The sequence below is a fragment of the Segetibacter koreensis DSM 18137 genome (genome assembly GCF_000374045.1).
Classification (GTDB): Bacteria; Bacteroidota; Bacteroidia; order Chitinophagales; family Chitinophagaceae; genus Segetibacter; species Segetibacter koreensis.
Map to the genome: position 1 here is coordinate 360673 of NZ_KB893326.1, position 13967 is coordinate 374639.

General features: G+C 36.9%; 12 protein-coding genes and 1 pseudogene. 8 read left to right on the plus strand and 5 right to left on the minus strand.

What is annotated here, in order from left to right; all coding sequences use genetic code 11:
• Positions 1 to 204 precede the first annotated feature (204 nt).
• The 6 genes from B154_RS0112905 to B154_RS0112930 are packed head-to-tail and all read left to right on the plus strand — an operon-like array spanning position 205 to position 5992.
• Positions 205 to 891: a hypothetical protein gene (locus B154_RS0112905; RefSeq protein ID WP_018614675.1), complete on the plus strand. Its 687-nt coding sequence runs from the start codon at positions 205 to 207 to the stop codon at positions 889 to 891.
• A complete protein-coding gene (locus tag B154_RS0112910) occupies positions 872 to 1933 on the plus strand; it encodes a sensor histidine kinase (protein ID WP_018614676.1) in 1062 nt (353 codons plus the stop codon). Before B154_RS0112905 ends, B154_RS0112910 begins: the two co-directional genes overlap by 20 nt.
• Before the next feature lie 12 nt (positions 1934 to 1945).
• Positions 1946 to 3922 carry a tetratricopeptide repeat-containing sensor histidine kinase gene (locus tag B154_RS0112915; protein ID WP_018614677.1) on the plus strand — a complete coding sequence of 659 codons (1977 nt, stop codon included), beginning with the start codon at positions 1946 to 1948 and terminating at the stop codon, positions 3920 to 3922.
• A 32-nt stretch (positions 3923 to 3954) separates the two neighbouring features.
• Positions 3955 to 4329 carry a response regulator gene (locus tag B154_RS0112920; RefSeq protein WP_018614678.1) on the plus strand — a complete coding sequence of 125 codons (375 nt, stop codon included), beginning with the start codon at positions 3955 to 3957 and terminating at the stop codon, positions 4327 to 4329.
• Positions 4329 to 5363, plus strand: a complete 1035-nt coding sequence (locus B154_RS0112925; RefSeq protein ID WP_018614679.1) for an adenylate/guanylate cyclase domain-containing protein — start codon at positions 4329 to 4331, stop codon at positions 5361 to 5363. Before B154_RS0112920 ends, B154_RS0112925 begins: the two co-directional genes overlap by 1 nt.
• 44 nt (positions 5364 to 5407) lie before the next feature.
• A complete protein-coding gene (locus B154_RS0112930) occupies positions 5408 to 5992 on the plus strand; it encodes an HD domain-containing protein (RefSeq protein ID WP_018614680.1) in 585 nt (194 codons plus the stop codon).
• Here B154_RS0112930 and B154_RS0112935 read toward each other — a convergent pair.
• Both B154_RS0112935 and B154_RS0112940 read right to left on the minus strand, forming a co-directional pair.
• Positions 5984 to 6430 (minus strand): Crp/Fnr family transcriptional regulator, encoded by a 447-nt coding sequence (locus B154_RS0112935; protein ID WP_018614681.1) that lies wholly within the window; start codon positions 6428 to 6430, stop codon positions 5984 to 5986. The two genes, B154_RS0112930 and B154_RS0112935, sit on opposite strands and share 9 nt — an antisense overlap.
• 5 nt (positions 6431 to 6435) lie before the next feature.
• Entirely contained in the window at positions 6436 to 9180 is a 2745-nt protein-coding gene (locus B154_RS0112940) for an NTP/NDP exchange transporter (protein WP_018614682.1), read from the minus strand.
• Between the two features lie 864 nt (positions 9181 to 10044).
• Here B154_RS0112940 and traM point away from each other — a divergent pair.
• Together traM and B154_RS0112950 are read left to right on the plus strand one after the other, a co-directional pair.
• A pseudogene (traM, locus tag B154_RS33865) lies at positions 10045 to 10326 on the plus strand (conjugative transposon protein TraM); the annotation flags it as partial.
• Positions 10327 to 10634: 308 nt separating this feature from the next.
• Positions 10635 to 12221, plus strand: coding sequence for an aldehyde dehydrogenase (NADP(+)) (locus tag B154_RS0112950; protein WP_018614684.1), 1587 nt, complete (start codon positions 10635 to 10637; stop codon positions 12219 to 12221).
• Positions 12222 to 12312: 91 nt separating this feature from the next.
• On the opposite strand, the gene B154_RS0112955 is transcribed toward B154_RS0112950, so the two are convergent.
• The 3 genes from B154_RS0112955 to B154_RS28485 form a co-directional block, all read right to left on the minus strand.
• A complete protein-coding gene (locus B154_RS0112955; RefSeq protein WP_018614685.1) occupies positions 12313 to 12504 on the minus strand; it encodes a hypothetical protein in 192 nt (63 codons plus the stop codon).
• 9 nt (positions 12505 to 12513) lie between these two features.
• Positions 12514 to 13428, minus strand: coding sequence for an RraA family protein (locus tag B154_RS28480; RefSeq protein ID WP_018614686.1), 915 nt, complete (start codon positions 13426 to 13428; stop codon positions 12514 to 12516).
• A 104-nt stretch (positions 13429 to 13532) separates the two neighbouring features.
• Positions 13533 to 13967, minus strand: coding sequence for a Nif3-like dinuclear metal center hexameric protein (locus B154_RS28485; RefSeq protein ID WP_245542592.1), 435 nt, complete (start codon positions 13965 to 13967; stop codon positions 13533 to 13535).

The window sequence follows — 13967 nt, forward strand, 5'->3', positions numbered from 1 at the left end:
CCTTTTGAAAAAAAACTGGTGATAGAATATTTACTGTGCATTTTGTACACTTTAAAGTCATAGTAAAAAATGTATTTTTAATTGCAAATACAAAAACTATAAATAAAAATGTACCGAAACATTAAAATTAAAAAAAATAACGGCTATTTTTCAAAATACTTGCAGATAAATCAATTATATTTTCAAAAGTTTTCGCCCTAGCTTATGAAACTCTTAAACCTCCATGGGCTTTTTCAATTACTTTTAGACTGGTCTGAAGTTTGGGCGATAGTTATACCATTATTTATAGTATTAATAGTAAGAAGAAAGCAACCTTTTTTTCTCAAGCCTGTAATTGTATACTTATGGGCAGCTCTCATAATAAATGTATTAGCAGATCTAATTGCAGACTTCAAATCATTCTTACCACATTGGGCTCAAAGTAACAATCCGTTATATAATATACATTCTATCGCCAGGTTTGTATGCTTCAGTTATTTTTTTATTTCAATTAAAAAATCTCAAATAACTTTTTTAAAAAAACTTATCCCTTTCTTATTGGCTGTATTTACAATAATCAACTTTTCATTTTTTGAGAATTTTTTTAATCCTATACACCTTAGTGGCAATTTATTAACAATAGAATCGTATCTTTTACTTATCTACTGCATGCAGTATTATCTCTCGCAGTTGCGTGATGAAGTTGAGAGAATTTCAAGTGGAAAAGAGTTCTGGATAGTTACAGGGCTTAGTATTTATGTAGTAATTAATTTTTTTCTCTTCCTATTTTATGAACCAATGATAAAGGGAAGCCCGGCATTGGCAGCTCAAATGTGGAATGTTCACAATATTGCTTACATCATTTTTTGTATTCTAATAGCTAAAGCGTTTTATGCAACTGATAGCAATTGATATTGAATATCGGGTTATAATAGGAATTTCCGCAATGGTAATACTATTCACAAGTTTTCTTGTATCATTCGTAATTACTCAACGCAAGAAACTTCAATATCATAAAGATCTGAATTTGCTTCATGAAGAACAGAAAAAAATTCTTACCGAGCAAAATGACTTATTAGAAAAGGGCGTGCAGCAAAGAACTGCACAATTATTCAAACAAAAAGAGGAACTGCAGACTACACTTACTAATCTTAGGGCAGCGCAAGCCCAGTTGATACAATCAGAGAAAATGGCATCGCTTGGAGAACTTGCAGCAGGCATTGCTCATGAAATTCAAAACCCTTTAAATTTTGTAAATAACTTTTCAGAAGTGAGTGCAGAATTGATTGAAGAATTAAAAGTTGAAAGGTCAAAAGTAAGAAGCGAAAGAGATGAAAAACTGGAAAATGAACTGCTTAATGACATTTTACACAATCTTAAAAAGATTTCATTTCATGGAAAACGTGCTGATTCGATAGTGAAAGGAATGCTGCAACATGCAAGAACAAGCACAGGGCAAAAAGAACCCACCAACATTAATGCACTGGTAAATGAAACTTTTAGTTTAAGCTATCACGGATTTCGTGCTAAAGACAAATCTTTTAATGCAATGATTGAAACACATTTTGATGAAAGCATAGGTACGATAGAAGTAATTCCTCAAGACATTGGAAGGGTGTTATTAAACATATTTAATAATGCTTTTTATTCTGTATTAGAAAAAAAGAAACAAGTTAATGCAGCTTTTGAACCCCTGGTTTCAGTTAAGACAGAGAGAGCAGGTGCAAAAATACGAATATGCGTAAGAGATAACGGTTTAGGGATTCCTCAAAAAGTAATTGATAAAATTTTTCAACCTTTCTTTACTACCAAGCCAACAGGGCAAGGAACCGGACTAGGGTTATCACTCAGTTATGATATTATAAAAGCTCATGGTGGAGACATAAAGGTAAATACCCAGGAAGAAGAATTTACTGAATTTATAATTCAATTGCCATTGAAACAGAATGTATAAATTGTGATAGAAATGAAAAGTATTACTGCTCTGGTTTTGCTCATTCTTTCTTTTAAAATTGTTACTGCACAGCAAATGCTTATTGACAGTTTGAAAAAAGAATTGAGTACGGCCAAGTCTGATACCAACCGTGTATTGCTGCTTGCAGAACTTACAAAAGCATATTACCTCTTTAAACCAGATACAGCGATAATGCTTGGACAGCAGGCTTATAATCTTTCTGAAAGTCTACATTATATAAGAGGAGAAGCTTTGTCACTTAATCGCATTGCTTCTGCCTACAGCACATTAGGCGACTACGCGAAATCGTTAACCCTTTTTACTAAGGCACTTGCAATCAGCCGCGAATTAAACGACTCTATCGGTATTACGCAAGCATATAACAATATTGGCGATACTTATCTTACCCAAAAGGATTACACTAAGGCACTGAGTTATTTCAAAAAAGCCAATGGTGCAATAACACCGGCATTAAAGCCCTATCCAAGAATGATTTATTTATTGAACATAGGCGAATGTTATTTGCGGATGAAGCAGTATGACTCAGCAAAATTTTATTTACAAAACACGTACAAAAAAGTTAAGGAGTTGCAATTTAATGATTTGTACGGCGATTTCGAGCGTGACCTGGGCGAACTGGAAGCTGCCAAGAATAACCAGGATACAGCGCTCGACCATTTTCGCAAAAGCGTCAAATACTACGAAGAAATAGAAGATCAGCAGCATCTTAGTATGGTGTATTATACCATGGCAGACGCTTATCATAGACAAGGTCTTAAAGATTCTTCGATACTTTTTGCTAAAAAAGCGCTTTCTACGGCCCAGGCCGGTTCTTACAATCAAGGTATTCTCGATGCCAGTAAAAAACTTTCTGATTATTACGCAGAAAGCGACGCGGCAGAGGCATTCAGATATCTTAAGTTGGCGACGGCAGCAAAGGATAGTTTATTTAGCCAGGAAAAAGTAAAGCAACTGCTGTCAATATCATTTGAAGAAAAACAGCGTGAACGGGAGATTGAGGCTGCGCGTACTGAAAGCCGAAACCAGGTTAAAGTGTTTGCTTTATTAGGGATATTGGCAGCATTCTTATTGCTGGCCATTATTCTTTATAGAAACAACTGGCAGAAACAAAAGGCAAATAGTCTTCTGAAACAGCAAAAGCAGAAAATTGAAAATACTTTATCAGAGCTGAAAGTCACTCAAGCCCAATTAATTCAATCAGAAAAAATGGCGTCTCTCGGTGAACTTACTGCTGGTATTGCCCATGAAATACAAAATCCGCTCAATTTCGTGAATAATTTTTCTGAAGTAAGTATCGAATTAGCGCAGGAATTGAAGGAGGAAATCAATAAAACGCAGTTGCCGGCAGAAGAAAAAGAAACAATTGAAACCCTGGTAAATGATATAGTACAAAATCAGGAAAAAATAAACTATCATGGCCAACGTGCCGATGCCATTGTCAAGGGAATGTTGCAACATTCACGAGCCAGCACAGGCAAGAAGGAACCTACAGATATTAATGCCTTAGTAGATGAATATTTAAGACTAAGCTACCATGGACTAAGGGCAAAGAACAAATCTTTCAACTCAAATATGAAAGCAGAATATGATACTACACTTTCCAAAATAAATATAATACCGCAGGATGTGGGCAGAGTGATACTAAATATATTTAATAATGCTTTTTACTCGGTAGCTGAAAAAAGGAAACTTAAAGACAATACATACGAACCAACAGTTTGGGTTAGAACGAAAAACGAGGGTGATAAAGTTATTATCGTAATTAGAGATAACGGCACAGGTATACCGAAGAAGGTGCTTGATAAAATTTACCAGCCTTTTTTTAGTACCAAGCCAACCGGGGGTGGAACTGGTCTTGGGTTATCTATCAGTTATGATATTATTACAAAAGTTCACAAGGGACAGATACATGTGGAAACAAAAGAAGGAGAATTTGCAGAATTTATTATTACAATTCCTTATAATTAGTTAAATTAATACGTAAAAATAAATATCATTTAATGAAGATTTTAGTCGTAGATGATGAGGCGGATATGCAAATGCTTTTTCAGCAACGTTTCCGTAAGGAGATAAAAAATCATATCGTTGACTTTGCTTTTGCAACCTCAGGCGAGGAAGCTTTAAATTATTTGCAAGTGCACTTTCACGAAGTGATACTAATTCTTTCTGATATAAATATGCCTGGTATGAGTGGTTTTGAATTGCTAAAGGAGATAAAACGAAATTATTATAATCCACCTCCGGTAGTAATGATGATAACTGCTTACGGCGACCAGGAAAACTATAACCAAGCAATGAGCCTTGGAGCAGATGATTTTTTGACCAAGCCGATTGATTTTAACCAGTTGAAAGAAAAGCTAAAAATAACCACTTGATGACAAAGATATTAGTGGCAGATGACGAAACGGATCTGGAGTTACTTATAAAGCAGAAGTTTCGCCGTCAGATACGGGAGAAAAAATACGAGTTTTTCTTCGCGCTAAATGGAAATGATGCCCTCAGGCAACTTAGTGCAAACCCAGAAATAGAAATTTTACTGAGTGATATAAATATGCCTGAAGTAGACGGATTAACGTTGTTAACTAAGCTTAGCGAAGTAAGTCCGTTGGTAAAAACTGTAATGGTATCAGCCTATGGAGATATGGAAAATATAAGAACAGCTATGAACCGCGGCGCTTTTGATTTTGTTTGTAAGCCCGTAAACTTTGAAGACCTTGAGCTTACTATTGAAAAGACCATTAAACATGTTAGCCAGATTCGGCAAACCTTGCAGGCAATAAAGGAAAATAATATTTTAAGAATGTATGTAGATGAAACAGTTTTAAATTTCATGGGTAGCAAAGAGTATGAAAGCACCCTTTTAGCTAATGAAACGATTGAGGCAACAGTAGCGTTCATAGACATTTGTAGTTTTACCTCTATTAGTGAAACTCAACCTGCCAATGAGGTTGTAAATCTCCTCAACAACTATTTTGACGTAATGGTGAAAGAAATTATTGCACAAGATGGTTATATAGATAAATTTATTGGTGATGCTATTATGGCGGTTTTTCGTGGCGACTATCATCTTGATCGTGCTATAGAAGCTAGTCTTGCAGTACGCAAACAAATTGAAAGTCTTCCTGATTATTCAGAAGGGTTTTCTGCAAAAGTATCTATAGGTATCAACAGTGGCGAAGTAATATGCGGCAATATCGGATCTGCCAACCTTAAGCGTCTTGATTATACAGTAATTGGTGATGTTGTTAACATAGCCCAAAGATTGCAGTCAGCAGCCCAGGCTAGTCAGATCATTATTACTGAAGGATCTTATAAAAAAATAAAAGAATCGTTCAATTGTCAAAAAGTAGGTGAGATCAGTTTAAAAAATAAAGCTGATCGAATGGTAGTGTACGAGGTTTTAAACTAAGAATAGCATCTCCTCATAACTGGAAGAATTAATTATTTCCACCAATGCTTTTATTTGTCAACATCAAACAGCATGTAATAGATAAACTGGAAAAAGGATTATCACCAGATCTGACATATCATAATGTTACACATACTTTAGACGTGTTGGAGCAAGCTGTTGATATTGCAAAATATGAAGGCATAAAAAATGAAAATGATTTATTGCTTTTGAAAATAGGAGCGTTATATCATGATGTCGGATTTTTGAACGTCTACACAGGTCATGAAAAAGTAAGTTGTGAAATTGCATACAAAGAACTGCTTGGTTTTGGGTATTCTGAAGATCAGATAAATACAATATGTGGAATAATAAAAGCTACTAAAGTGCCACAAAGACCCAAAACTATATTAGAGAAAATAATTTGTGATGCAGATTTGGATTATTTAGGTAGAGATGACTTTTTTAAAATTGGGGAGGGCTTATACAAAGAGTTTCTCTATCAAAGAATTGTTTCTGACAGCAGAAGCTGGAATTTTCTTCAAGTCAGCTTTCTAAAAAGGCATCATTATTTTACTGAAACTACAAAACAACGCAGGCAAAAACAAAAAAAAATACATTTAGAAATACTAAAATCAAAATTATATTAAAGGATTTGTGTTTGCCATAGTCGTGCTTTTTTTATTAATAATCCGAAGCCGTCTGCATAAGGTTTTTAATATTCCTTTTAATATGTCTGCATTATTCATTATAATCTCATAAAAAGGTTCCTGTTCCAGTTTTAGAAGTATACTTTCCTCTGCGATAGTTGCACTTGCTGAACGGGTTTCAGAATCAAGTATTGATAATTCGCCCACTATTTCATTTTCACCCAATAAAGCCAATACATGTTCACCATCATGTATTTTTACTGAACCGCTGTAAATAAAATACATGCAGTTTCCCGTATCGCCTTTAGAGAATACAAGCTTACCTTCTTCAAGGTATATTTCTTCAAGTATTGCCGCTAATTCTATCAAATCACTTTCAGGTGTATTTTGAAATATTTCACATGATTTCAAAACCAAAACCTTTTCTATCAACAACATTCTAATTATTTTAGCATGGTTAATACGTAATTTCTCGTTTCATTAAATAAATGGTTCTCTTTGGAGATGTTTTCGTTAAGAACGTTTACCAGTAATTCATTTTTTCTCAGTTTTGGAAGCATATAACATGCTACCGACCTTGTCCACTCGCTAAAGTTAACTTTATTTCCTTTTAAGATTTCTGCAATTATTACATTCACTCTTGAATTGTCGGTTTTTGTTGTTATCAAATCTTTATGCTTCACATCATCCATCAGTTCAACAATATAGTTAAGTTGGGTAAAATGTTTTTTGGGAATAATAAGTTCCAATACTTCTATCGAGTTAGATATTTTTGTTGTATTTCCCAACTCCATTAACCTGATAACCCTGTCAATTTTTTCACGATCGTACAACAAAGCACAAGCTTTAAGCACTACCTGTAAATCTCTACGTATTTCCATCAAAATTGCTTCTTGCAAAAGCAGCATATTTTTGTTGTTGAGCAGCTCATGATAGTAGTTTACTTTGCACCTGCTTTGCTCTGTTCTTTCAGCAATTTTATCCTCCAGCACTGCAAATGCGCCCGGCTTCAAAACAGATTTTTTCAGCCACAATGCTTCGATTATCTCGTTACAATAAAGCTTTTTTGTTATTAGCGCATCTATTAAAAAATCTGTTGAGCTGTCACCTTTAATATTTCCTGCCGTTTTAATAATTGATAGTAATAATTCCCCGGAAAAATTTTTACTTTCCCAGTTTTGCTTTTGAAAAAAGATGTCGCCATAATATAAAATCGATCGACGCAGAGAAGGGTAAGCGTGTTTGTTGATAGCTAATTCTACAACATCTGGTAATAATTCGGTGTTTTTAGTTTTACCTGCTGCTTCTATCGCTTTTTTGTACACTACCGGGTTATCGCCTTCAAGTAAAGTTCGAAGCAGATCGGTATAGTTTTCACATGGACATTCCATAACGATACTTAGCGTCAGTAGTTTTTCTTCCGTGCTTCCCACGGCCCATTGTCTTAATCTTTCTATAACCAACTGTTCGCTCTGATCATCATTTCTTTTTAGCAAACCCACAATGGCTGCTCTCTGCTGGCTCACTTCTAAAGAGTCTATAGATAAAATCTGTTCATCAATGTCTGTTTCGTTATTTAAATAATAATACGTTTTAACTAGTTGTGGTTTTATGGTTTCATCAGTGTTTCCCGTCAGCTGTTGCTTTAATAAAGGCAGGGCGCTGGTCATATTATTTGCTATTATTCGGGTTAAAATGTATTCTTTTACTTCATTTGCCTCGCTTTGCAGATTTTTAATCAAAAGCTTATAAACGTCAGTATACCCAGATCTCTCCAATAAGTTTAGAGAATGAATGACTTCGAGAGGTTTTTTACTTTCTGTTTTTTTAAGAAGAATATTAGTAACAACAGAATCATCAAGAAACAATTCGGCCCCCGTAAAATAACCTTTTTTCAAAGACGCGACCAAAGTGTTCAGGTATTCTTTTTTAATAATAAAGATTGTGAGTGTCCACAACAGTAAAAAAACAACTAATAGTTCCGCTACAAACAAAATAGGTAACTCGTTATTTTTTTGCAGGTAAATCACTAAAAAAACTCCGACTCCGAGCAAAGCAAAAGGCATTGTATGCCCTTTTGCGACAAGATGCCCTCTTAACCTGTCATGTGGCTTCAGAGGTTGAAACAGGATAAAGAAGACAGGCTCTTGTAGGGTTGATCGCAATATTTCTGTAAGCAAAACCATAAATCCGAAAACATACAGGTGGGAAAAAAAATGATCACCCGAAATAATGATAAAAACGGCAATTGATAAAAGTAAAAACGGCGTTACCAATAAAGCATTCGTTAGCCCCATGCGCGAAATCATTCGGCTGCTGAATAAGAGTTTGATAGAAATGGCGAGCAGACGACCAATTGCAAAAAATACGGCAATAAAGGTTGCCATCTCCGTATCGTGGTGAAACTTTATTTTAATATCTGACAAAAAAGTAAAATCGATAAACGAAAAAACAATGTAAGATATTAATGACAGAAGTGCGATAAAGAGTACGAGTCGATTGTTAAATAATTTGCTTAGAAATCCAGACGCAACTTTATCATGCAAATGCTCATTTATATGTGAGGATGCATTAGGATCATCATCAGTAAGAAAACTGCTGTTTTTAAACTTATTAAGAAGGTACCATGCAACAAAAAAAGAACCAATAGACACCCAAAGTAAATTATTGACTCCTATAAAAGGAACCAGGGCGGTCACAGAAAAATAGCCCAGCATTTTAGCAGGAATGTCTCCGGCCCCCACAATAGAAAATAAGCGCTTGCTCTCTCTTACATTAAAAAGAATAGAGGCCATGCCCCAAAACGCATAACCGACAAGCATATATATGAGCATATACCAGCTGGCGATTATAAGAGGTAATTGCTGAAACGGCAGCACAGTGAGTAATATCCAGAAAAGAAGAATCGAAAAGCCTGAAAATAAAATGACAATTCCTAAAAGGGTAGGTGAAGACAATTTTTCATCTAAATAGCTGTAGATGCGGTTAAAAATAAGCAACAGGCATGCTGATAAAATATAGGCAACCGGTAATGTTTTTATGTCGTACGCAGATAAGAACATCGCCAGAGAAGATGTAAACAAAAAAGCGGTGGCTACCCCAAGAAAAAACTGGATAGTAAAAAGCTTTCTTACCACAACTGATTCATGAGGCTTAATGTTGAGAAGTTGCAGGAGCTTGTAATACATGTTTCGTTCTTCTTAGGCTAAATATAAAAGTAATTTGTTAAATTAAATACTATTTGATACTATGGGCGCAGGGATAGCGATAATTATAAAAGTGATTTTCTTAAGAAAGCATCAAGAAGGCCAATTATCTTTCCCAACTATGCTTAATATTACTTAAGCCCGGATTTGGTTATATTAAGTTAATACTGGTTCGCATGTAACCGAATCTGTCGCAAATATTTGAAGAAGCTTGATATAAATTGATGGGCTAAAAACGAAAGCCCGTAAAGATTGAGTTTAACGAGCTTTTTTTTTAAAAAAATACCATCTATGTCGGGACGACAAGACGCCCCGATTAACTCAATTATTTAAAACTGAATTAATTGTAATAAGTTACTAATTCCTGTTCACCTTCTTGTTCACTAGTTCATAGCCTTTTTTAGTCCACTAATTTTAACTAGTGAATTTTGTTCCGTTTGTTAAAATTAATAAGGAATTATGAGCCCGTTTGCCTCCGCAGCCTTAAAATTGCTGAAAGATATTTTTTTGTCTTAGTTGATAGTTTTTATACAGGAAATTAATTTACCTTATATCCCTCTGTTGTAGTCACTATCAAAAGAACGTTTAGCTACATACGTAGCCAGCCAAAGAACAAACGTTTTGTAACAACCTCCCTTAGCAGCTTTAACAGAGGGTGATCTACCGTAGAAAGTAGTTGGAGATTTGCAAAAAGGCCTTTCCTTTGATGATACTTTTCGTATTGCATATCCAAACCCCTGCCTGTTTCTTTACCTATCGAAGTAGCAGTGGATTTAATGCAGTTTGCATTTTTAATTCCGATGAAAGCATTAAGGCTATTATTGAACACGACGAACAGCCTATGCGGGCGTAAGAGTTCTCATTCGGTTGCTTCAGGATATTATAGTAGGAGACAATACTATTTCTAATGGGTCTGATATATTTGGCATAACTACAGGCTTTCTAATACAAAGGGCAATTATCTCTGTTTCGCAAATTATATTTGACGGCAGATCTTTACCTGTAAGACTTGACGGATTTGATAGTGATAGTTACTTAGGTTTATACGTAGAGTGTTCAAATTTACGGAGTTTTCAATCTAATACTCGCTGGCACAAAACTGTTCGTCGACTCAGCCTTCAGGCGTAAAATTATTAATAACTTTAAGGGGCAAATAGTTCTAACGATCACGGGCAATGTTTTTTCCTTTATCTTGTTTAAAATCCTTCACTGGCTTTTATTGGTAGTTTTTTCTTTTCAGGTTTGAATACTTTGTAATCAGTTAACTTGGTATAGAGAGAAAGTTTGGTAAAATTTAATGAATTAAGATTGAACGATAAGTTTTTCAGTTAAGTTCATAGAAAGAGTAAGATTGAAGAATGAATCTCTAAACTTTCTTTTAAACCGTTAAACAAATTTACATTTGTTAAATTCTTTTATTTTAAAAACTTCACCCTATGATTTCGGGATATAACTTCATCGGCTTTGATAAGAGAGCTTCAGGAGAAAAGAAGGTAGCTGCTTTCAGTACCGTGTTAAAAAATAATTTGCCGGGTGAATTTTCTGTAGCAACAGAAAAGGAAATTCAGGAAGCGGTTGCAAAAGCAACAACAGCTTTTGAAATTTACCAGCGAACATCTTTCGCAGAAAGAGCCGAATTTTTAGATACTATTGCAGATGAAATTATACAATTGGGCGATGCATTAATTGAACGCGCTCATTTAGAAAGTGGTTTGCCCGAAGCTCGGATAACCGGCGAACGAGGACGTACAGTTGGACAATTAAAATTGTTCGCTGCCCTTTTACGTGAAGGCTCTTTTGTGGAAGCCATCATTGACACAGCCTTACCTGATCGCAAGCCTTTGCCTCGTTCCGATCTGCGGCGAATGATGCTTCCCATTGGTCCTGTGGCGGTTTTTGGTGCGAGCAATTTTCCCTTGGCATTTTCAACTGCCGGTGGCGATACCGCTTCTGCCCTTGCGGCAGGTTGCCCCGTTGTTGTAAAAGCACACGGCTCACACCTTGGAACAAATCAGCTGGTAGCATCAGCCATCATTAGGGCTGCTGAAAAATGTAATATGCCTGATGGTGTGTTTTCTTCTGTGATAGGTGCAGGTTCACAACCTGGGCAACAATTGGTGAAGAATCCGCAAATAAAAGCTGTTGGCTTTACCGGTTCTTTTAGTGGTGGGATGTCACTGTTTAAGGCTGCTATCAATGAAAGAGAAGAACCCATCCCGGTATATGCAGAAATGAGTAGCATTAACCCGGTACTCGTTCTTCCGAATAAGATAAAACAAGACTGCGATACAATAGCTTCACAAATCAGTGCGTCTATCACGCTCGGTGTTGGACAGTTTTGCACCAACCCGGGATTGCTATTTGTTATAAAGGATGAAAATACAGACTCGTTCATCCAGAGACTGGCACAGGCATTACAACAAGTACCTGCTGCAACCATGTTGAATGAATCCATTTGTGCTGCTTACCACGAAGAACGCCGGCAACTTTTATCGCAGCAAGGTGTAACTGCCGTTCTGCATGGCGATGATGCAAAAAATGATTTCAAAGGAATCGCTTCACTTGCAGAAACTTCATCAGAAAATTTCAGGCAAAACAATGCATTACAGAATGAAGTGTTTGGCCCTACTTCTTTAATAGTGGTTTGTGATAATGAAGCGGATTTAAAGAACACGTTGCAAGCTTTGAAGGGACAACTAACAGCATCGATTATTGGAACGGTAGATGACCTCAAACAATTTAAAAACTGCGCAGATGTTTTAGTACAAAAGGTTGGAAGAGTGATTTACAACGGACTGCCAACAGGGGTGGAAGTATCTCATGCCATGATGCATGGCGGACCATTTCCTGCTACCACGTTTGCTCACTTTACTTCAGTGGGCACAGAAGCGATTAAACGTTTTTTGCGCCCGGTATGTTACCAGGATTGCCCGCACGAATTTTTGCCTGATGGGTTGAAAGATGAAAATCCACTTCACATTATGCGAAAAGTGAACGGGGAGTTTACAAGAGATGCAATGTAGCAATAAAGTCAGGATGGAAAGTATCAACAATACTAAACTCTTATAAAAAAAGATAACATTAAGGCCGTCAAACAAAAGACATTCCTTCTGATTACTGGTTGACATCAACGGTAGCATTTTTTGCTGTTTGGATATCTTTTGCCACATCCGGCCGAAGCTTTTCCCAATGAAACGTCAGGCGCTTGTTTTCTTCAGAACGAAGTCCGTTTTGTTCGCTGTAGTGAACAAGTGGTGTTTCTTTATAAAACACATTTGACCTACGGGCAGTGCGGTAGACAAACAATCGCTCAGCTTACCAGGTTCTTTTACTCATAACGTCGTCCAATTCTGCATGGCTCATCTTGCCCAATTCAGGATGTTTCCCGAGCCAATTAAAAAATGCTGTTTTGATTTCATCCGTCCACTGGTTGTCTATCTGGCCGGTTGTGTATTTGCCCGCACGCAACATTTCAAAGCCAAACTGGTCTTTCCTGATCACAAACTCGGCTGTACTCATAACCTGTTCTGCCATATGCGCCGACACAAAAAGCACACCTTCTTTTGTCGCAATCACCAAATCGCCGGGAAGGACAACCGCGTTGCCTATACGAATGGGTGTATTGAGGCCCATCAGAACCATTTCTTCAGTAAACGAGGGATGAAAATCACGAACGAACGCATTGAACCCTTTGATTTTACTAACCTCGAGTAAATCCCTTGCAGCGCCATCAAATACTAATCCATTCCCTGAGATGGCATAAATAGAATTGGCTAACGTTGCACCCATGATATCGCCGCCACTGATCTTTCCAAAAGCGTCGGCGACGTACAAATCACCTTTGGTAAGAATATCAATCGGCCACAAATTGGTATTACCTGTTCTACCCTGTTTAGCGCCTCTGTCTTTAATGTTTTTTTCCAAGTCGGGCCGGCTGGGGAGGTAAATAGCAGTAACGACGCGACCGGTCATGATTGAATCATTCACCATTTTCCAGCCGCCCTCAAACTGGTTTAGATAACCTTCATTTTTCAATACTGTCCACGCATCATCGATATAAATTTTTTTAGCTCTTTCCAGAATATCATCCGGCAGCTTGGGCCGGCCATCGTCAAATCGTTGTCCCTTCCATGCGGCCGTTAGAAAAGTCAATTCTTCTTTTGAAATGATTTGTGCCGATGCCGGAGCCACGAAAGAAAATACATAAGGAGAAGAATAGAACTGCAACACTTGTTTTCATGCATTGGTATGTTTAAGATGATGGTTTGCTGAAAATGAAACAGCAACCGAATACCGTTTAATTTTCATTGTCAGTTTTTGTGTTAGTCACTTTCCTATAAAAAGGTAAACGGATTGGAAGCAATGTATGTGATCTCTACGTCGGGTATCATTGGTTGCAGCCAGTGTGCTGCGTATTCCATTCCCGCTTCTTCACTAACGGCGTGGCTCAATACGAGTAACGATGTTTTTTGTCCCATAGCTAAACCATCCCTTACTCTTTCTACGGTTTCCCATTCCCTGGTTTCACCACTAAGAATAAGATCCGGTTGCATTTGTTGAATAACTGGTATTTGTGCCTTTGGATCCATGTAGCCGAATGCCAGGTAAATGGTTGTGCAGGGTGGCTTCAAATCGCCTACTATGCGTACGGTGGAAATACCTAATCTTTTCTTTGCCAATTCCGCTATCAATTTTATCGTCATCGGCTGGGGTAATGTCAGCAGCCGCGGTGTTAGCGGGTTGTAATATTTTTCCCAACCTAACTTCAT

Coding starts and splice junctions, on each gene's coding strand:
- B154_RS28485 (WP_245542592.1), bottom strand. CDS start 13,967: ATGAAGTTAGGTTGGGAAAAATATTACAACCCGCTAACACCGCGGCTG.
- B154_RS0112950 (WP_018614684.1), top strand. CDS start 10,635: ATGATTTCGGGATATAACTTCATCGGCTTTGATAAGAGAGCTTCAGGA.
- B154_RS0112915 (WP_018614677.1), top strand. CDS start 1,946: ATGAAAAGTATTACTGCTCTGGTTTTGCTCATTCTTTCTTTTAAAATT.
- B154_RS0112935 (WP_018614681.1), bottom strand. CDS start 6,430: ATGTTGTTGATAGAAAAGGTTTTGGTTTTGAAATCATGTGAAATATTT.
- B154_RS0112940 (WP_018614682.1), bottom strand. CDS start 9,180: ATGTATTACAAGCTCCTGCAACTTCTCAACATTAAGCCTCATGAATCA.
- B154_RS0112925 (WP_018614679.1), top strand. CDS start 4,329: ATGACAAAGATATTAGTGGCAGATGACGAAACGGATCTGGAGTTACTT.
- B154_RS0112910 (WP_018614676.1), top strand. CDS start 872: ATGCAACTGATAGCAATTGATATTGAATATCGGGTTATAATAGGAATT.
- B154_RS0112930 (WP_018614680.1), top strand. CDS start 5,408: ATGCTTTTATTTGTCAACATCAAACAGCATGTAATAGATAAACTGGAA.
- B154_RS0112920 (WP_018614678.1), top strand. CDS start 3,955: ATGAAGATTTTAGTCGTAGATGATGAGGCGGATATGCAAATGCTTTTT.
- B154_RS0112905 (WP_018614675.1), top strand. CDS start 205: ATGAAACTCTTAAACCTCCATGGGCTTTTTCAATTACTTTTAGACTGG.